The sequence below is a fragment of the Streptomyces chryseus genome (assembly GCF_014650755.1).
Lineage (GTDB): Bacteria > Actinomycetota > Actinomycetes > Streptomycetales > Streptomycetaceae > Streptomyces > Streptomyces chryseus.
This window is the reverse complement of sequence record NZ_BMVO01000003.1, coordinates 88,836-106,289: the sequence shown is the minus strand read 5'-3', so window position 1 is coordinate 106,289 and position 17,454 is coordinate 88,836. Positions and strand designations below refer to the sequence as shown.

General features: G+C 72.1%; 18 protein-coding genes. 4 read left to right on the top strand and 14 right to left on the bottom strand.

What is annotated here, in order from left to right:
• Positions 1–5 precede the first annotated feature (5 nt).
• From gatA to IE185_RS07135, 7 genes are all read right to left on the bottom strand, one after another.
• Positions 6–1,505, bottom strand: a complete 1,500-nt coding sequence (gene gatA / locus IE185_RS07165) for an Asp-tRNA(Asn)/Glu-tRNA(Gln) amidotransferase subunit GatA (protein WP_138894619.1) — start codon at positions 1,503–1,505, stop codon at positions 6–8.
• A gap of 5 nt (positions 1,506–1,510) precedes the next feature.
• Positions 1,511–1,807 (bottom strand): Asp-tRNA(Asn)/Glu-tRNA(Gln) amidotransferase subunit GatC, encoded by a 297-nt coding sequence (gene gatC, locus IE185_RS07160; protein WP_015036350.1) that lies wholly within the window; start codon positions 1,805–1,807, stop codon positions 1,511–1,513.
• Between the two features lie 108 nt (positions 1,808–1,915).
• Positions 1,916–4,051 (bottom strand): putative bifunctional diguanylate cyclase/phosphodiesterase, encoded by a 2,136-nt coding sequence (locus tag IE185_RS07155; protein ID WP_138894618.1) that lies wholly within the window; start codon positions 4,049–4,051, stop codon positions 1,916–1,918.
• 294 nt (positions 4,052–4,345) lie between these two features.
• Positions 4,346–6,529 carry an NAD-dependent DNA ligase LigA gene (gene ligA / locus IE185_RS07150; protein WP_138894617.1) on the bottom strand — a complete coding sequence of 728 codons (2,184 nt, stop codon included), beginning with the start codon at positions 6,527–6,529 and terminating at the stop codon, positions 4,346–4,348.
• Between the two features lie 33 nt (positions 6,530–6,562).
• Positions 6,563–7,570: a methionine synthase gene (locus tag IE185_RS07145; protein ID WP_138894616.1), complete on the bottom strand. Its 1,008-nt coding sequence runs from the start codon at positions 7,568–7,570 to the stop codon at positions 6,563–6,565.
• Positions 7,567–8,256 carry an SDR family oxidoreductase gene (locus IE185_RS07140; RefSeq protein ID WP_138894615.1) on the bottom strand — a complete coding sequence of 230 codons (690 nt, stop codon included), beginning with the start codon at positions 8,254–8,256 and terminating at the stop codon, positions 7,567–7,569. Before IE185_RS07140 ends, IE185_RS07145 begins: the two co-directional genes overlap by 4 nt.
• 16 nt (positions 8,257–8,272) lie before the next feature.
• On the bottom strand, positions 8,273–8,812 hold the full coding sequence (locus tag IE185_RS07135) for an LOG family protein (RefSeq protein ID WP_138894629.1): 540 nt from the start codon (positions 8,810–8,812) through the stop codon (positions 8,273–8,275).
• Between the two features lie 83 nt (positions 8,813–8,895).
• Between IE185_RS07135 and IE185_RS07130 the strand changes: the two genes are divergently transcribed.
• Positions 8,896–9,228, top strand: a complete 333-nt coding sequence (locus tag IE185_RS07130; RefSeq protein WP_138894614.1) for a DUF427 domain-containing protein — start codon at positions 8,896–8,898, stop codon at positions 9,226–9,228.
• A 52-nt stretch (positions 9,229–9,280) separates the two neighbouring features.
• The gene (locus IE185_RS07125) at positions 9,281–10,060 is read left to right on the top strand and encodes an alpha/beta fold hydrolase (protein WP_138894628.1); all 780 of its coding nucleotides are present in this window, start codon (positions 9,281–9,283) and stop codon (positions 10,058–10,060) included.
• A 379-nt stretch (positions 10,061–10,439) separates the two neighbouring features.
• Here IE185_RS07125 and mnmA read toward each other — a convergent pair whose 3' ends face one another.
• On the bottom strand, positions 10,440–11,564 hold the full coding sequence (mnmA, locus tag IE185_RS07120) for a tRNA 2-thiouridine(34) synthase MnmA (RefSeq protein ID WP_138898889.1): 1,125 nt from the start codon (positions 11,562–11,564) through the stop codon (positions 10,440–10,442).
• A gap of 54 nt (positions 11,565–11,618) precedes the next feature.
• Here mnmA and IE185_RS07115 point away from each other — a divergent pair, with 54 nt between their 5' ends.
• Positions 11,619–12,287, top strand: coding sequence for an N-acetylmuramoyl-L-alanine amidase (locus IE185_RS07115; protein ID WP_138898890.1), 669 nt, complete (start codon positions 11,619–11,621; stop codon positions 12,285–12,287).
• A 12-nt stretch (positions 12,288–12,299) separates the two neighbouring features.
• Here IE185_RS07115 and IE185_RS07110 read toward each other — a convergent pair whose 3' ends face one another.
• The 3 genes from IE185_RS07110 to IE185_RS07100 form a co-directional block, all read right to left on the bottom strand.
• Entirely contained in the window at positions 12,300–13,469 is a 1,170-nt protein-coding gene (locus IE185_RS07110; protein WP_138898891.1) for a cysteine desulfurase family protein, read from the bottom strand.
• Positions 13,470–13,542: 73 nt separating this feature from the next.
• A complete protein-coding gene (locus IE185_RS07105; protein WP_138908524.1) occupies positions 13,543–13,815 on the bottom strand; it encodes a DUF4190 domain-containing protein in 273 nt (90 codons plus the stop codon).
• Positions 13,816–13,822: 7 nt separating this feature from the next.
• On the bottom strand, positions 13,823–13,987 hold the full coding sequence (locus tag IE185_RS07100) for a hypothetical protein (RefSeq protein WP_167518326.1): 165 nt from the start codon (positions 13,985–13,987) through the stop codon (positions 13,823–13,825).
• A 98-nt stretch (positions 13,988–14,085) separates the two neighbouring features.
• Here IE185_RS07100 and IE185_RS07095 point away from each other — a divergent pair, with 98 nt between their 5' ends.
• Entirely contained in the window at positions 14,086–14,712 is a 627-nt protein-coding gene (locus IE185_RS07095) for a TetR family transcriptional regulator (RefSeq protein WP_138896749.1), read from the top strand.
• Positions 14,713–14,791: 79 nt separating this feature from the next.
• On the opposite strand, the gene IE185_RS07090 is transcribed toward IE185_RS07095, so the two are convergent.
• Genes IE185_RS07090 through IE185_RS07080 form a run of 3 tightly spaced genes read right to left on the bottom strand, consistent with a single transcriptional unit; the run spans position 14,792 to position 17,447 of the window.
• A complete protein-coding gene (locus tag IE185_RS07090; RefSeq protein ID WP_138896750.1) occupies positions 14,792–15,628 on the bottom strand; it encodes a thioesterase family protein in 837 nt (278 codons plus the stop codon).
• A 37-nt stretch (positions 15,629–15,665) separates the two neighbouring features.
• Entirely contained in the window at positions 15,666–16,340 is a 675-nt protein-coding gene (locus IE185_RS07085; protein ID WP_138896751.1) for a trimeric intracellular cation channel family protein, read from the bottom strand.
• An 18-nt stretch (positions 16,341–16,358) separates the two neighbouring features.
• Positions 16,359–17,447: an ABC transporter ATP-binding protein gene (locus tag IE185_RS07080; protein WP_167519048.1), complete on the bottom strand. Its 1,089-nt coding sequence runs from the start codon at positions 17,445–17,447 to the stop codon at positions 16,359–16,361.
• Between the last annotated feature and the right edge of the window lie 7 nt (positions 17,448–17,454).

The window sequence follows — 17,454 nt, the reverse complement described above, 5'->3', positions numbered from 1 at the left end:
GGGGCTCACAGCGACGGTGCCTCCTCAAGCAGCGGGTGGCCCCACTTTTCCACGAAGGCTGCCTCTACGGCGGCGCCGACCTTGTAAAGACGGTCGTCCTTCATGGCGGGGGCGATGATCTGGAGACCGACCGGCATGCCGTCCTCGGGAGCCAGGCCGCAGGGCAGCGACATGGCGGCGTTGCCGGCCAGGTTGGTCGGGATCGTGCACAGGTCCGCGAGGTACATCGCCATCGGGTCGTCGGCGCGCTCGCCGATCGGGAAGGCGGTGGTGGGCGTCGTCGGCGAGACGATCACGTCGACCTTCTCGAACGCCTTCTCGAAGTCCTGCGTGATGAGCGTACGGACCTTCTGCGCCGAGCCGTAGTACGCGTCGTAGTAGCCGGAACTGAGCGCGTACGTACCGAGGATGATGCGGCGCTTGACCTCGTCGCCGAAGCCGGCCTCACGGGTGAGGGCGGTGACCTCCTCGGCGGACTTCGTGCCGTCGTCGCCGACCCGCAGGCCGTAGCGCATGGCGTCGAAGCGGGCCAGGTTGGAGGAGCACTCCGACGGGGCGATGAGGTAGTACGCGGACAGGCCCAGGTCGAAGGACGGGCAGTCCAGCTCGACGATCTCGGCGCCCAGTCCGCGCATCAGCTCGACGGACTCGTCGAAGCGCTGCAGGACACCGGCCTGGTAGCCCTCGCCGCGGAACTGCTTGACGACGCCGACGCGCATGCCGGCGACCGAGCCGTTGCGGGCCGCCTCGACGACCGGCGGGACCGGGGCGTCGATGGAGGTCGAGTCGAGCGGGTCGTGCCCGGCGATGACCTCGTGCAGGAGCGCGGCGTCCAGGACCGTACGGGCACAGGGGCCGCCCTGGTCGAGGGAGGACGAGAACGCGACCATGCCGTACCGGGAGACGCCGCCGTACGTCGGCTTGACGCCGACGGTGCCGGTGACGGCGGCGGGCTGGCGGATGGAGCCGCCGGTGTCCGTGCCGATCGCGAGCGGCGCCTCGAACGACGCGAGGGCGGCGGAGGAGCCGCCTCCGGAGCCGCCGGGGATCTTCGTCAGGTCCCAGGGGTTGCCGGTCGGGCCGTACGCGCTGTTCTCCGTGGAGGACCCCATGGCGAACTCGTCCATGTTGGTCTTGCCGAGGATGACGACGTCGGCCGCCTTCAGCTTCTTGGTCAGCGTCGCGTCGTACGGCGGGATCCAGCCTTCGAGGATCTTCGAGCCGACGGTGGTCGGGATGCCCTCGGTGGTGAAGATGTCCTTCAGCGCGAGCGGGACGCCGGCCAGCGGGCCGAGCTTCTCGCCGTTCTCCCTCTTCGCGTCGACGGCGCGGGCCTGGGCCAGCGCGCCCGCGCGGTCGACGTGCAGGAAGGCGTGCACCTTCTCGTCGACCGCGTCGATCCGGGCCAGGTGGGCCTCGGTCACCTCGACGGCCGTGAGTTCGCCCGAAGCGATCTTCGCGGCGGTCTCGGCGGCGGTGAGCCTGATGATGTGGGCGTCGGTCATGGTGATTAGTCCTCCCCCAGGATCTGCGGCACCTTGAAACGCTGCTGCTCCTGGGCGGGGGCGCCGGAGAGGGCCTGCTCCGGGGTGAGCGACGGACGGACCTCGTCCGCGCGCATGACGTTCGTCAGCGGCAGCGGGTGGGAGGTCGGCGGTACGTCTTGGTCGGCGACCTCGGAGACGCGGGCGACCGCGCCGATGATGTCGTCGAGCTGACCGGCGAAGTGATCGAGCTCTTCGCCCTTCAGCTCCAGACGCGCCAGCCGTGCGAGGTGGGCGACCTCCTCGCGCGTGATGCCAGGCATGCAGCGATCCTCAGGGGTGAGTGTGTGGATTTTGGCCCAATCCTATGGGGCTCGGGCCCCTGCCCACGAAACGGTTCCCCGCCGAAGCCCTCGTACGCTCCCCGTGCGCTACTTCACCGGCTGGCCGGACGGCGACGGGGTCTGGTGCTGCGCCTCTTCCAGGGCCGCCGCGGCGGCGACCCGGTCCAGGTCCACCTGCCGGTGCCAGCCCCGCTCGCCCCGCGCGAGCAGCCACGCCGTCGCCTCGTCCGGCGGCATCGCCGCCGCCACCAGCCATCCCTGGACCGCGTCGCAGCCCAGGTCGCGCAGGCGCTCCCACGTCTCGTCGTCCTCGACGCCCTCGGCCACGACCAGCAGGCCGAGCGAGTGGGCGAGGTCGACCGTGCAGCGGACGATCTCGGCGTCCTCGTTGTCGACCGCCAGCCGGGCCACGAAGGACCGGTCGATCTTGAGCTCGCTCACCGGGAGCCGGCGCAGGTGGACCAGGGACGAGTAGCCGGTGCCGAAGTCGTCCAGGGACATCTTCACGCCGTGGCCGGTCAGGCCGGCCAGGGTGTCCGCCGCCCGCTGCGGGTCCTCCAGGAGCACGTGCTCCGTTATCTCCAGCTGCAGGGAGCCGGCCGGGACCCCGTGCCGGGCCAGCCGGGCCGCGACCGCGCCCGCGAAGCCGGGCGTGTGCACGTCGCGCGGCGAGACGTTGACCGCGACGGGGGTGTTCAGCCCCTGCTTGCGCCAGCGCGCGACCTGCGCGAGCGCGGTCTCCAGGACGTACTCCGTCAGGTGCGGCATCAGGCCCGACGACTCGGCGATGGCGATGAACTCGTCGGGAGGGACCCGGCCGCGCTCCGGGTGCACCCACCGCACCAGCGCCTCCAGGCCGGCGACCTGTCCGTCGAAGCGGACCTTCGGCTGGTAGTGGAGCTCGACCTCGCCGGCGTCCAGCGCCCGCCGCAGGTCCCCCAGCAGGCCGAGCCGGTCGGGGGTGTTGCTGTCCCGCTTGGACTCGTAGACCTCCACGCCCGTACGGTCCCGCTTGGCCTGATACATCGCCACGTCCGCCCGGCGCAGCAGCCCTTCCGCGTCCAGCGCGTGGTCGGGGAAGACGGCGACGCCCGCGCTGGCCTCCAGGACGAGCGTCAGGCCGTCCAGGTCCAGCGGCGAGGAGAGCGCGGCCACCAGGTGCCGGGCGACGCGCTGCGCGCTGGTCGTGGAGTCCGCGGTCGGCAGCAGTACCGCGAACTCGTCACCGCCGAGCCGCGCGGCCTCCGCCCCGCGCGGCAGGGCCAGCCGCAGCCGGTCCGCTATCTGGAGCAGCAGCCGGTCGCCCGCCAGGTGGCCGAGCGTGTCGTTGACCGCCCGGAAGCGGTCGAGGTCTATCAGTACGAGCGCGGACCTGGTCCCGACGCTCTCCGCCTCCTCCAGCACCGGGCGGGCCCGCTGCAGCAGCCAGTGCCGGTTCGGCAGCCCGGTCAGCGGGTCCCTCAGCTGCTCCTCCGCCCTGGCCCGGGCGATCCACAGCGTGGAGTCGAGCGCGATGAGCGGTACGGAGAACAGCGGCAGCAGGACGGGCAGCGCCACCGCGGTCACGCAGATCAGGGGGGCGATCCCGAGCAGCGCCACCGCGACGAGCCCCTGCCGGTACAGGGCCGTCCGGGCGACGGACGGCAGCCGCCCGCCGCGCGGGGCCAGCGCGTACCAGAGCAGCAGCCGGGTGAGGGCCAGGTACGCGACGGCGGCCAGCACGACCTCCGGGACCGTCTCTATGCCCCACTCCAGCGGGTTCCAGGGACGCTCGACGGTCGGTACGTCGCCGAACACGGCCAGGACGATCGCCGCCGCGCCGATGCCGAGGATGTCGACCGCGCCGTGCAGCAGGCCCTGCTTCCAGCGGTGCCGGCGGGCCATCCCGACGAGCACCACGACGGCCAGGCTGACCAGGCCGGCGGGCACCCAGCCGTACAGCAGCAGGACGGCCAGGGTGAGCGCGGCGCCCGAGCCGGTGCCGCCCCACCACCGGTCGCGGCCGAGCGCGACCAGGTGGCCGACGATGACGGCGGTGAGGAGGGCGAGGGACCAGCCGACCGTGCTGTCGGGGAACAGGGCGCGATCCCCGGTCACGGCGCGGAAGATCCCGGTGGCAAGGACGAGGGCGGCCACTGTCACGACGGCGGTGGGCAGCGCCCTGGGGGCGCCTGCCCACCGCCGCAGCCGTGAGGCCGGGTCGGCACTCTCGGTCGGTTTCATTCCGTCCCTCTCACAGCCGGCGGTGCCCGTGCCAAGCGCTGGCCCCGTTGTCATGCCGTCCACGACTGAAATCCCTTCCCCGGGCTCCGTGCGAGCAGGGGGCACCGCGTTGCAGCCGTGCACGGCAGGCGCACATCTCAACAGTAGGCCGCAGAAGGCTCTTCGGGGCAGCGGTCCACCGCTCTTGCCCGAATGCGACCCAGCCACCCGCGTCCGTCTGCTATGCGCTGAACGGGTGATCCCGGCGGCGGTTCCAACCCCTCTCACCGCCCCTTTCCCCGCCCTGCGGCACCCCTACTCCTCGGTCGGCACAGCCGCTTCACGCGCCGCGTCCGGACCCTCCGCCAAAAGGACGGCAAATCCTTCTTCGTTCAGGACGGGCACCTTCAACTGCATGGCCTTGTCGTACTTCGAACCAGGACTGTCGCCCACCACCACAAATCCGGTCTTCTTTGAAACAGATCCGGTCACTTTTGCGCCGAGGCTCTGGAGCGCCTCTTTTGCGCCATCCCTGGTGTAGTTCTGCAGGGTCCCGGTCACCACGACCGTGAGTCCCTCCAGCGGGCGCGGCCCCTGCTCCTCGCCGGCGCCCTCCTCCTCCGCCCGGACTCCGGCCGCCCGCCACTTGCGCAGGATCTCCCGGTGCCAGTCCTCTTCGAACCACTGTTTGAGCGAGGCGGCGATGGTGGGTCCGACCCCCTCCACGGCGGCCAGTTCCGCCTCCGTCGCCTGCTCGATCCGGTCCAGCGAGCGGAACTCGCGGGCCAGCGCCTCCGCCGCGACCGGCCCCACGTGGCGGATGGAGAGGCCGGTGATGACGCGGGCCAGCGGTCGCTGCTTCGCAGCCGCGATGTTCTCCAGCATGGCGAGGGTGTTCTTCTTCGGCTCGCCCTCCTGGTTGGCGAAGAAGGTGACGATCTTCTCCTCGCCGGTCTTCGGGTCGCGCTTGGGCAGCCCGGAATCCTGGTCCAGGACGTACGACTTGATGGGCAGCAGCTGCTCGACCTTCAGGTCGAACAGGTCGCCCTCGTCGCGCAGCGGCGGCTGGGCCGGCTCCAGCGGGCGGGTGAGCGCGGCCGCCGCGACGTACCCGAAGTTCTCGATGTCGAGGGACTTGCGGCCCGCCAGGTAGAAGAGCCGCTCCCGCAACTGGGCCGGGCAGGAACGGGCGTTGGGGCAGCGCAGGTCGATGTCGGCCTCCTTCATCGGCCGCAACGGCGTACCGCACTCGGGGCACTCGGACGGCATCACGAACTCCCGCTCGCTGCCGTCCCGCAGGTCCGCGACGGGCCCCAGGATCTCCGGGATGACGTCGCCGGCCTTGCGCAGCACCACCGTGTCCCCGATGCGCACGCCCTTGGCCTTCACCACTTCCTGGTTGTGCAGGGTGGCGAACTCGACCTCGGAGCCGGCCACCGTCACCGGCTCCACCTGCGCGTAGGGCGTCACGCGTCCCGTGCGCCCCACGCCGACACGGATGTTGACCAGCTTGGTGTTGACCTCCTCCGGCGCGTACTTCCAGGCGATGGCCCAGCGCGGCGCCCGCGAGGTGGAGCCGAGCCGGCCCTGGAGCCGGATCTCGTCGAGCTTGACGACGACGCCGTCGATCTCGTGCTCCACGGAGTGCCGGTTCTCACCGAAGTACGCGATGAACTCCCGCACGCCCGCGAGGTCGTTCACCACCCTGTTGTGCCGCGCGACCGGCAGGCCCCACTCGCGCAGCAGCTCGTACGCCTGCGACAGGCGGTCGATCTCGAAGCCCTCGCGTGCGCCGACGCCGTGCACCACCATGTGCAGCGGGCGGCTCGCGGTGACCTTGGGGTCCTTCTGCCGCAGCGAACCGGCCGCCGCGTTGCGCGGGTTGGCGAACGGCTTCTCCTCGGCGGCCACCAGACGGGCGTTCAGCTCCTGGAACTTCTCCATCGGGAAGTAGACCTCGCCGCGGATCTCGACCAGGTCCGGGATCCGGTCGCCCCGCAGACGGTCCGGGATGCCGGCGATCGTGCGGACGTTGGGCGTGATGTCCTCGCCCGTGCGCCCGTCGCCGCGCGTCGCGGCCCGGGTGAGCCGGCCCTTCTCGTACGTCAGGTTGACCGCGAGGCCGTCCACCTTCAGCTCGCACAGCAGGTGGTACGGCACGGCCCCCAGCTCGTTCGCGACGCGCTCGCCCCAGGCCGCGAGCTCCAGGTCGTCGAAGGCGTTGTCGAGGGAGAGCATGCGCTCGCGGTGCTGGACCGCGCCGAACTCCGTCTCGTACGCCCCGGCGACCTTCTGGGTCGGCGAATCGGGCGTCCGCAGCTCGGGGTACTCGTCCTCCAGCGCCTCCAGCGTCCGCAGCAGCTGGTCGAACTCCGCGTCGCTGATGACCGGCTGGTCCTTCACGTAGTACCGGAAGCGGTGCTCCTCGACCTGCTCAGCGAGCTGTGCGTGCCGCTCCCGTGCCTCCGCGGGTACCGCCGCCTGCTGTTCGCCAGCCATCGTCCTGTCCTCCCGTTTCCGATCCCGTCCCCGTTACTCAGGGTTGTCCGCGAGCGATCTCGCCGCCCTGGCGCAGTGCGCGAGCGCGGCGCGCGCGTACGCGGGCGAAGCCCCCGCGAGCCCGCACGACGGGGTGATCACCAAGGACTCGGCCAGAGTCCCCGGATTCAGCCCCAGCCTGCGCCACAGCGTCCTGACACCCATGACGCTACCGGCCGGGTCCGACAATGCCGTGTCGGTGCCCGGCACGATTCCGGCGAACAGCCGCGTACCGGCCTCGACCGCCTCGCCGATCGACTCCTCGTCACGCTCGGTGAGCAGGGAGAAGTCGAACGAGACCCCCGAGGCACCGGCCCGGCGCAGCAGCGCGAACGGCACGTCCGGTGCGCAGGAGTGGACGACGACCGGCCCGTCGGCCGCCCCCATCACCTCGCGCAGCGTCCCCTCGACGACCTGGCGGTCCACCGCCCGGTACGTCCGGTACCCGCTCGCCGACCTGACCTGCCCGCGCAGCACGGCCGTCAGCGACGGCTCGTCCAGCTGGAGCACGACCTGCGCCCCGGGCACCCGCCGCCGCACCTCGGCGAGATGGGACCGCAGCCCCTCGGCCAGCGAACCCGCGAGGTCCCGGACGGCGCCCGGATCGCCGAGCGCCGCCTCGCCGCCGCGCAGCTCCAGCGACGCCGCCAGCGTCCACGGCCCGACGGCCTGCACCTTCAGCGGCCCCGTGTACCCCTGGGTGAACTCCTCCAGCGCGTCGAGGTCCTCGCCCAGCCAGGACCGGGCGCGCCGGGTGTCGCGCCCCGGCCGGTCGCTGAAGCGCCAGCCGCTGGGTTCGAGGTGGACGTACATCTCGACGAGCATTCCGGCGGTCCGGCCGATCATGTCGGCGCCGGGGCCGCGCGCCGGCAGCTCCGCCAGGTACGGGAAGTCCTCGAAGCTGCCGGTGACGGTCCTGGCGGCCTCCCGGGCGTCCCCGCCGGGCATGGACCCGACGCCGGTCGCCGGGCCCCAGGCGTACTCGGACTGCGGCGCGCTCATCGGCCCGGCCGCACGGTCAGGTCGTTGACCTCGGCGTCGCGCGGGAGGTCGAGCGCCATCAGGATCGTCGTCGCGACCGACTCGGGGTCGATCCAGCGGGACGGGTCGTACTCCTTGCCCTCCTGCTGGTGGACCTTCTCCTGCATGGCGCTGGCGGTGCGTCCCGGGTAGACGGAGGTGACGCGCACGCCGTTGCCGTGCTCCTCGTGGCGCAGTGAGTCGGCGAGCGCCTTCAGGCCGTGCTTGCTCGCGGCGTACGGGCCCCATTCGGCGTGCGCGGTCAGCCCCGCGCCGGAGTTGACGAAGACCACATGGCCCTTGTCCTGGCGCAGTTGGGGCAGGAAGAGCCGGGTCAGCTCGGCGGGGGAGACCAGGTTCACGTTGAGCTGGCTGTGCCAGGTCTTGGTGCCCAGGTCGCCGATGCGGCCGAGGTCGACGACGCCCGCGATGTGCAGCAGCGAGTCGACCCGCTCCGGCATCGGCTGGTGCGAGAACGCCCAGGAGAGCCGGTCGGGGTTGGCGAGGTCGCCGACGAGCGTACGGGCGCCGGGGAGGACGTCCGCGAGCTGCTTGGCGCGGCCCGCGTCGCGGGCCATCAGGACGACTTCGTCGCCGCGCTCGTGCAGGCGGCGGGCGACGGCCGCGCCGATGCCCGACCCCGCTCCGGTGATCACATGTGTAGCCATAGCGCCCATGCTCGCATCACTGGACGCCGGTCGACTCCTCAAGGTAGGCGAGTGCCGCGACGCCGTCCTCGGCGAAGAACACCAGGTCGGTGAGGGGTACGGGCAAGAAGCCCTCCGCCTCCATCCGCTGGAACTGGAGCTTGAGGCCGTCGTAGAAGCCCGCCGTGTTCAGCAGCACCACCGGCTTGTCGTGCAGACCGTGCTTCTTCAGCTCCAGTATCTCGGTGGCCTCGTCCAGGGTGCCGGTGCCGCCGACCATGACGACGAGCGCGTCGGACTTGGCGAGCAGCAGCGCCTTGCGCTCGGCGAGGTCCTTGGCGATCAGCATCTCGTCGGCGTTCTCCCGCGCCACGCTGTGCAGGAACTCCACCGACACGCCGACGAGCCGCCCGCCGGCCTCCTGCACGCCGTCCGCGACGACCTTCATCAGCCCGGCCTCCGAGCCGCCCCACACCAGGGTGTGGCCGCCCTTGCCGATCAGTTCACCGAATTCCCGGGCGGGGCGGGTGTAGCGCTCGTCGAGGTCGGCGGCGGAGAGGAAGACGCAGATGTTCAGTGCCATGGGGAAGAACCTACGCCGCGCGGACGCTGGAGAGGGAGACGGCCGTCGCACCCCACCGACCGAGGAGAGAGCCGCCCGTGACCGCAGGACACCGCATCACCGTCGAGCAGGGAACCGAGCATGTGCGCGTCACGTACGGGGGGCGGGTGCTGGCGGAGAGCCGCCGTCCGCTGCTGCTGCGCGAGACGGGTCTGCCGGTGCGCTACTACCTGCCGCCCGACGACGTCAGGACCGACCTCCTGACGCCTTCGGACAAGCGCACCCACTGCCCCTTCAAGGGGTACGCCTCGTACTGGTCGGTGCCGGGCGCGGCGGACCTGGTGTGGGCCTACCTGGACCCGAAGCCGGAAGTGGCCGCTGCGAAGGGGCACTTCTGCTTCTACGAGACGGAGGTCGTCGGTTCGCGGTGAGATTCTTCTCCCGGGAGCGATGAGTTCCGGGACGCCGCGCGGTCAGCACCTCATGACCAAAGTGGTGTCCCGTGACGGCACGCCCCTCGCCTGTGAACGGCTCGGCGACGGGCCGCCGTTGATCCTGGTGGGCGGCGCGTTCGTCACCGGCGCCGCCGAGGCGCCGCTGGCGGCGCTGCTCGCGCCGCGCTTCGGCGTCGTCACGTACGACAGGCGCGGCCGCGGCGGCAGCGGGGACACCGCCCCGTACGCGGTCGCGCGCGAGGTCGAGGATCTGGCGGCCCTGGTCGACGACCAGGACGGACCCGTGTCGGCGTACGGCATGTCGTCCGGCGGGGCACTGGTCCTGGAGGCGGCGGCGAGCGGCGTGCCGTTCGAGCGGATCGGCGTGTACGAACCGCCCTTCACGGCGGCCGGTCCGGCGGACAGGGCGGCCGGGGCGCGGTACACCCCGCGGCTCGGGGAGCTGCTCGCGGCGGGTGACCTCGGGGGCGCCGCCGAGCTCTTCCTGTCGACGACGGGCATGAAGCCCGAGGTGGTCGCGCACCTGCGCGGCTCGCCGATGTGGCCGGAGCTGGAGGCGGTGGCGCCGACTCTGGCGTACGACGACGCGGTGACGGGCGACGGCACGGTGCCGGTGGAGCGGCTGGGGTCGGTGAGACAGCCGGTGCTCGTCGTCGACGGCGGGGCGAGCCCCCCGGCGATGCGGGAGGCGGCCCGGCGGGTCGCGGAAGCGGTGCCGCGCGGCCGCCACCGCACGCTGACGGGCCAGGTCCACGACGTGGCACCGCACGTACTGGCTCCGGTGCTGCGGGGATTCTTCGCGGAGTGAAGTCCTGCGCGCAGCGACGCTGCTGACTGGGCGTCATGCAGATCGCCGCGCGTTGGCCGGAGGTTGTGCGCGTTGTCATCCACAGCCGCGAGACCGGGGGTGACGTGAGCCGGGGTCGGCGGGGGAGCCGTCCGTGGCGGTGGGGGAAGACAGACGGTCGAAGTACCTCGGCCGGGCATCAGGCGCGCGTCGCGCCCGGCCCGGTCGCGGCGCAGCTTTCTCGTGACGTTCCTGCCGCTGGTCGCGGTCGTGCCGACCGGAACGGCCGCACTCGCGGTGTCGGGGAACATCCTGCTGCCGGCCCGGCGTGCCATCACCCTGGGGGGGCAAGATTCGTCATGGATGTAGGGCGGGCCCGCTCCGGGCTCCCCCTGGGGCGTCAGGCCAGGGCGGCCGTCGCCCGCGCCGTCGTGGCGATCGTCGCCGAGCCGACCACGCGGGTGCCGTCGTACAGGACGATCGCCTGGCCGGGGGCGACGCCGCGCACCGGCTCGTCGAAGGTGACGCGCAGCTCGCCGTCGACCAGCTCCGCCGTCACCGGCGTCTCGCCGCCGTGCGCGCGCAGCTGGGCGGTGTACGTGCCGCTGCCGGCCGGGGCCGTGCCGCACCAGCGGGGCTTGATCGCGGTCAGGGAGGTGACGTCGAGTGCCTCGGCCGGGCCCACCGTCACCGTGTTGTCCACCGGGGAGATGTCCAGGACGTAGCGCGGCTTGCCGTCGGCGGCGGGGTGGCCGATGCGCAGCCCCTTGCGCTGGCCGATGGTGAAGCCGAAGGCCCCGTCGTGGGTGCCGAGCTTGGCGCCCGACTCGTCGAGGATGTCGCCCTCCGCCTTGCCGCCGAGCCGGTTCGCCAGGAAACCCTGGGTGTCGCCGTCCGCGATGAAGCAGATGTCGTGGCTGTCGGGCTTCTTCGCGACCGCGAGCCCCCGGCGCTCCGCCTCCGCCCGGATCTCCTCCTTGGTGGTGAGGGTGTCGCCGAGCGGGAACATCGCGTGGGCGAGCTGCCGCTCGTCGAGGACCCCGAGGACGTACGACTGGTCCTTGGCCATGTCGGAGGCGCGGTGCAGCTCACGGCTGCCGTCCTCGTTCAGGACGACCGTCGCGTAGTGGCCGGTGGCGACCGCGTCGAAGCCCAGGGCCAGCGCCTTGTCGAGCAGCGCCGCGAACTTGATCTTCTCGTTGCAGCGCAGGCAGGGGTTCGGGGTGCGCCCGGCCTCGTACTCCGCGACGAAGTCCTCGACGACGTCCTCGCGGAAGCGCTCGGCGAGGTCCCAGACGTAGAAGGGGATACCGATGACGTCGGCGGCCCGGCGGGCGTCGCGCGAGTCCTCGATCGTGCAGCAGCCGCGCGCGCCGGTACGGAACGACTGCGGGTTCGCGGACAGGGCGAGGTGCACGCCGGTCACGTCGTGCCCGGCCTCGGCGGCTCGGGCGGCGGCAACGGCGGAGTCGACCCCGCCGGACATGGCGGCGAGGACACGGAGGCGGCGCGGGGTCTCAGTCATAGCTCCACCAGGGTAGACGGAACCACCGACAGGGCCGAAAGCGTTAAAGGGCTCATGGAGCAGAAGAAGGCGGCAAGGGTGAGCAGACGCGCGCTGTTCATCGGGGGTGGAGCGGCCCTGGTGGGCGGTACGGCCGCTGTGTACGGCGATGAGCTGGCCCGGATGTGGTGGCTCGTGCCGGGTATCGACAAGCAGCGCACGGAGGGAGAGGTGGATCACAAGGGCGCCCGGTGGGTGGCGGCGTCGGCCGCGAATCTGCGGACCGCGGACCGCCCGGCCGACTACACGATCGACCGGATCGTGATCCACGTGACGCAGGGCAGCTTCGCGTCGGCCGTGCGCGTCTTCAAGAACCCGCTGCACGCGGCCGCCGCGCACTACATCGTGCGCGCGAAGGACGGCCACATCACGCAGATGGCCAGGGAGCTGGACGTCGCGTACCACGCGGGGAACCGCTCGTTCAACGAACGCAGCGTCGGCATCGAGCACGAGGGCTTCGTCGACCGGCCGGAGGACTTCACGGACGTCATGTACCGCTCGTCGGCCCGCCTCGCGGCCGGCATCTGCCGGCGGTACGGGATACCCGCCGACCGGGAGCACATCATCGGCCACGTCGAGGTCCCGGGCACCGACCACACCGACCCCGGCCCGCACTGGAACTGGGCCCGCTACCTCCGGCTCGTACGCGCGGAGCTGGAGGGCCGGCCGCCCGCCCGGGCGTAGTCCTTCAGCGGGTCAGACGAGCCCCGCCGTACGGGCCCGCTCGACGGCCGGCCCGATCGCCTCCGCCACGGCGGCCACGTCGTCGGCGGTCGAGGTGTGCCCGAGCGAGAAGCGCAGGGTGCCGCGGGCCAGGTCGGGGTCGGTCCCGGTGGCCAGCAGGACGTGGCTCGGCTGGGCCACTCCGGCCGTGCAGGCGGAGCCGGTGGAGCACTCGATGCCCTGCGCGTCGAGCAGCAGGAGCAGCGAGTCGCCCTCGCAGCCGGGGAAGGTGAAGTGGGCGTTGGCCGGCAGCCGGCCGCCCGGGGAAGGGTCGCCGCCGAGGACCGCCGTGGGGACGGCCGCCCGTACGGCGGCCACCAGTTCGTCGCGCAGCCCGCCGATCTCACGCGCGAACCACTCGCGCTGCTCGGCCGCGATCCGGCCGGCCACCGCGAAGGCGGCGACGGCCGGGACGTCGAGCGTGCCGGAGCGCACGTGCCGCTCCTGACCGCCCCCGTGCAGGACGGGTACGGGGGTGTACTCACGGCCGAGCAGCAGCGCGCCGATGCCGTACGGGCCGCCGATCTTGTGCCCGGAGACGGTCATCGCGGCGAGTCCCGAGGCGGCGAAGTCCACGTCGAGCTGACCGAACGCCTGCACCGCGTCGGCGTGCAGCGGTACGCCGAACTCGGCTGCCACGTCGGCGAGTTCACGGACCGGCATGACGGTGCCGATCTCGTTGTTGGCCCACATGACGGTGGCCATGGCGACATCCGAGGGCTCGCGCGCGATGGCCTCGCGCAGCGCCGCCGGGTGGACTCTGCCGTATGCGTCGACCGGCAGGTACTCGACCGTCGCGCCCTCGTGCTCGCCCAGCCAGTGGACGGCGTCCAGCACCGCGTGGTGCTCGACGGGGCTGGCCAGGACGCGGGTTCGGCGCGGATCGGCGTCGCGCCGCGCCCAGTACAGGCCCTTGACGGCGAGGTTGTCCGCCTCGGTTCCGCCGGCGGTGAAGACCACCTCGCTGGGGCGGGCGCCGAGGGACTCGGCGAGCGTCTCGCGGGCCTCCTCGACGGTGCGCCGCGCGCGTCGGCCGGCGGCGTGCAGGGACGACGCGTTGCCGGTGACGGCGAGGTGGGCGGTCATCGCCCCGACCGCTTCCGGAAGCATCGGGGTGGTCGCGGCGTGGTCGAGGTAAGCCATGGTGCACTCGATTCTACGAGCCCGTGGGCCGCCCTCCGCTCACGCCCTCTCCCGCCGTCCCCACGGCGCCCCCTCAGCCGCCGAAGGTCCAGGACACGGTGTCGTCGGCGGACGCGAGCACGGCGAGGACCAGCAGGTCGGCCACCCCGAGGCCGAGGCCGAGCAGCGCCCGGCCCCGCCGCTCGGTGCCCCGGCGCAGGGCCAGGGACGCCAGGACGATCGAGACGGGGCCGAGGAAGATGTTGAGGACGAGCAGCCCGACGAGTCCGAGCACGAACGAGGCGACGGCCATGCCGTCGGCGTCCCGCGTGCCGGTCCGGGCGCGTGCGGACGCGGTGAACTCCATGGCGCGTTCAGCTCCTTCGGGTCGTACGTCGCGAGTGACGCTCACGGGCGGCGAAGACGAGAAGCCAGACGCCGATGAGCGCGGCGGCGACGAGGGACACCGGGGCCGGCACATGGGCGACCGAGCCCATCAGCACCCCGAGCAACAGCAGAGCCGCTACGAGGACGAACACGTGAACCCCTCCTGGGAGTACGACTGTTCACTGACTACTCAGTCTAGAGTGCCCCCATGGTTCCCCCGCAATCAGGGAACGGTTGTTTACTGAATGTCATGAGTCACATCCTTGGCGCCCGCCAGGCCCAGAAGCAGAGGACCCGCCAGGCCCTCATGGAGGCGGCGCTCGTCCTGCTGGAGCACCAGAGCCTGAGCAGCCTCGGCCTGCGCGAGGTCACGCGCGCCGCCGGCGTCGCCCCCACCGCCTTCTACCGGCACTTCCGGGACACGGCGGATCTGGGCGTGGCACTGGTCGAGGAGGCGCTCGGCGGCCTGCACGCGGTGCTCCGCGCGACCCTCGCCGAAACCGGCGACAGCGCCGTGCGCATCGACGGCGCGGTGGGCCTCATCGCCCGTCACGTGCGGGCCTACCCCGCCCACGTCCGCTTCGTCACCCGTGAACGGCACGGCGGGGTGGAGCGGGTGCGCGCCGCGATCGGCGGGCAACTCGGCCTGTTCGCCGAGGAGGTGGCGGCCTGGCTCGGCACCCAGCCGGACTGCGCGCGGTGGAGCGAGGACGACGTACGGATGCTCGCGCACGTCCATGTCGACCACATGGTGATGACCGCGTCCGCGTTCCTGGAGGCCGGACCGTACGGCGAGGAACGCGTCGAGGCAGCCGCTTCCCTGGCCCGCCGCCAGCTGCGCCTGATCGGGCTCGGCCGCCGCCACTGGCTGGACTGAGCCGGCGGACGGGACTCCGCACGCACCCGGACGGCCGTCCGGGAGGACGACGGTCCGTGATACGGGCCGCGCGGGAAGTTCAGCCGCGCGGCGCCCGCGCGAGCTGCCGGGACTGGGCGACGAGACGGTCCGCGCTGTCCCAGACCTCCGCGTCCTCCTCCAGGAAGCCGCCCGCGAGGTTGCGGGTGGTGATGGAGACGCGCAGCGGGCCCGGGGCGGGCCGGCAGCGTACGTGGGTGGTGAGCTCGACGGTCGGCGTCCAGCCCTTCAGCCCCAGCTCGAACGAGGTCGGCGGCAGGGCGTCGACGGTGAGCAGCAGCGAGAGCGGGTCGGCGTCACGGCCGTCGGCGAGTCCGAACCAGCCGCGCATCTCGCCCCGGCCGGAGGGCGCGCCCACGGCCCAGCCGACGGTGGCGGGGTCGAGGCGGATGTTCAGCCGCTCGGTGATGGCCGAGCTGCCCGGGATGGCGGCGGGTCCGGCTTCGGCGCCCAGGCACTGCTCGTACGGGGGCATGACCGGCGGCTTCGCCGTCGTGCGGACGTCGTCGGGCAGGGCGTCGAGGTCGCCGTAGGAGGCGAGGACGCGGATCCGCTCGACCTCGGTGCCGTCGTCGGCGTACTGGAAGAGGGAGGCCTGGCCGGTGGAGAGGGTGCGTCCGGTACGGACGGCCTGCGTCCGGATCACCGCCTTGCCGGGCACGGACGGCGTCAGATAGTGCGCCGAAACCGTGAAGGGGTCGGGATGCGGCAGGGCGTCACCGAGCGCCCGGCCGAGGAGGGCGAGGAGGTAGCCGCCGTTGACGGCCTGGATGATCGTCCAGCCGGCGGAGAGCTCCGCGTCGTAGACGCCGGGCGTCCGCTCCGTGAGGGCGGTGTCGCGGTCGAACTCACTGTCCCCGATGCATGCCTGTGCCATGGCATGCACGGTACACCGGGACGTTACTAAGCGGTAGCTAAGTGCTGGACTCGGATTCCCCCTCGGCCTTCGCCGAGCTCCGGTGCCAGGCACGCGGCGCCCGCCAGTGGAAGCGCATCGCCAGCAACCGCAGCACGAAGGCGGTCACGACGGCGATGCCGCTGGTCACCGCGTTCAGCGCGTCGAAGCGGATGCACAGCGCCACCATGGAGGCGCCGACGATCGCGGGGACGGCGTACAGATCGCGGTCCCAGCGCAGCAGCGAGGGCACCTCGTTGGCGAGCACGTCGCGCAGTACGCCGCCGCCGACCGCGGTCGCCAGGCCCAGGGCGGCCGAAGCGGTCAGGCCCAGCCCGTACTCGTACGCCTTGGTGGTGCCCGTCACGCAGAACAGCCCGAGGCCGGCCGCGTCGAAGGCGTTCACGGCGCCCTGGATGCGCTCCACCTCGGGGTGCAGGAAGAAGACGAGGGCCGCCGCGATCAGCGGTGTGGTGAAGTAGCCGAGGTCGGTGAAGGCGGCCGGCGGCACGGCGCCGATGATCAGGTCACGCAACAGCCCTCCGCCCAGCGCGGTGACCTCCGCGAGCACCGCGATGCCGAAGACGTCGAAGTTCTTGCGCACGGCGAGCAGCGCGCCGGAGATCGCGAAGACGAAGATCCCGACGAGGTCGAGCGAATGCTGGACGGAGGGCGTGAAGAGTTCCTGGAACACCGGGCAATTGTGCCGGTTCTAGGCCTTGCCGATGTCCCCCGCGCTCGCGGACCCGGCCGCGGGACCGGATTCCGGCGCCTGGTCGGGCGCGTTCTCCGGGTGGTGGCAGGCCACCTGGTGGCCGGTCTTGAGCGTGGTCAGCGCCGGCTCCCGCGTCGTGCAGATCTCCGTGGCCTTCCAGCACCGCGTGTGGAAGCGGCAGCCCGTGGGCGGCGAGATCGGCGAGGGGACGTCGCCCTTGAGCAGGATCCGCTCGCGCTTGTGCTTGCTGCGCGGGTCGGGCACCGGGACGGCCGACAGGAGCGCCTTCGTGTACGGGTGCATCGGCGCCTCGTACAGCGCCTTGCGGTCCGCCAGCTCGACGATCTTGCCGAGGTACATCACGGCGATGCGGTCCGAGACGTGCCGGATGACCGACAGGTCGTGCGCGATGATCACGTACGTGAGACCGAGCTCGTCCTGGAGGTCGTCCAGCAGGTTCACCACCTGCGCCTGGATCGACACGTCCAGCGCCGACACCGGCTCGTCGGCGACGACCAGCTTCGGCTTGAGGGCGAGCGCCCGCGCGATGCCGATGCGCTGGCGCTGGCCGCCGGAGAACTCGTGCGGATAGCGGTTGTAGTGCTCGGGGTTGAGCCCCACCAGCTCCAAAAGCCGCTGGACCTCCCGCTTCACCCCGCCCTCGGGCGTGATGTTCTGCAGCTTGAAGGGCGCGCTGATGATCGTGCCGACCGTGTGGCGCGGGTTCAGCGAGGAGTACGGGTCCTGGAAGATCATCTGTACGTCGCGGCGCAGCGGACGCATCCGGGCGGTGCCCAGGTGGGTGATGTCCTGGCCCTCGAACTCGATCTTCCCGCTGGTCGGCTCCAGCAGCCGGGTGATCAGCCGGCCCATCGTCGACTTGCCGCAGCCCGACTCACCGACCACGCCGAGGGTCTCCCCCGGGCGTACGTCGAAGTCGAGGCCGTCGACGGCCTGAACCGCGCCGACCTGGCGCTGCAGCACGCCCTTCTTGATGGGGAAGTGCTTCACCAGACCGCTGACCTTGAGCAGGGGCTCGGTCGAGGGCGACAGCGGCGAGGACGACGCCTGCTCCGGGATCGTCACGTCGGGA

Excerpts from the sequence above, each read along its gene's own strand:
- IE185_RS07090 (WP_138896750.1), bottom strand. The coding sequence starts at position 15,628 with ATGGCACAGGCATGCATCGGGGACAGTGAGTTCGACCGCGACACCGCC.
- IE185_RS07110 (WP_138898891.1), bottom strand. The coding sequence starts at position 13,469 with ATGGCTTACCTCGACCACGCCGCGACCACCCCGATGCTTCCGGAAGCG.
- IE185_RS07095 (WP_138896749.1), top strand. The coding sequence starts at position 14,086 with ATGAGTCACATCCTTGGCGCCCGCCAGGCCCAGAAGCAGAGGACCCGC.
- IE185_RS07145 (WP_138894616.1), bottom strand. The coding sequence starts at position 7,570 with ATGAGCGCGCCGCAGTCCGAGTACGCCTGGGGCCCGGCGACCGGCGTC.
- IE185_RS07105 (WP_138908524.1), bottom strand. The coding sequence starts at position 13,815 with ATGGAGTTCACCGCGTCCGCACGCGCCCGGACCGGCACGCGGGACGCC.
- IE185_RS07125 (WP_138894628.1), top strand. The coding sequence starts at position 9,281 with ATGACCAAAGTGGTGTCCCGTGACGGCACGCCCCTCGCCTGTGAACGG.
- IE185_RS07155 (WP_138894618.1), bottom strand. The coding sequence starts at position 4,051 with ATGAAACCGACCGAGAGTGCCGACCCGGCCTCACGGCTGCGGCGGTGG.
- mnmA (WP_138898889.1), bottom strand. The coding sequence starts at position 11,564 with ATGACTGAGACCCCGCGCCGCCTCCGTGTCCTCGCCGCCATGTCCGGC.
- IE185_RS07115 (WP_138898890.1), top strand. The coding sequence starts at position 11,619 with ATGGAGCAGAAGAAGGCGGCAAGGGTGAGCAGACGCGCGCTGTTCATC.
- IE185_RS07140 (WP_138894615.1), bottom strand. The coding sequence starts at position 8,256 with ATGGCTACACATGTGATCACCGGAGCGGGGTCGGGCATCGGCGCGGCC.
- ligA (WP_138894617.1), bottom strand. The coding sequence starts at position 6,529 with ATGGCTGGCGAACAGCAGGCGGCGGTACCCGCGGAGGCACGGGAGCGG.
- gatC (WP_015036350.1), bottom strand. The coding sequence starts at position 1,807 with ATGCCTGGCATCACGCGCGAGGAGGTCGCCCACCTCGCACGGCTGGCG.
- gatA (WP_138894619.1), bottom strand. The coding sequence starts at position 1,505 with ATGACCGACGCCCACATCATCAGGCTCACCGCCGCCGAGACCGCCGCG.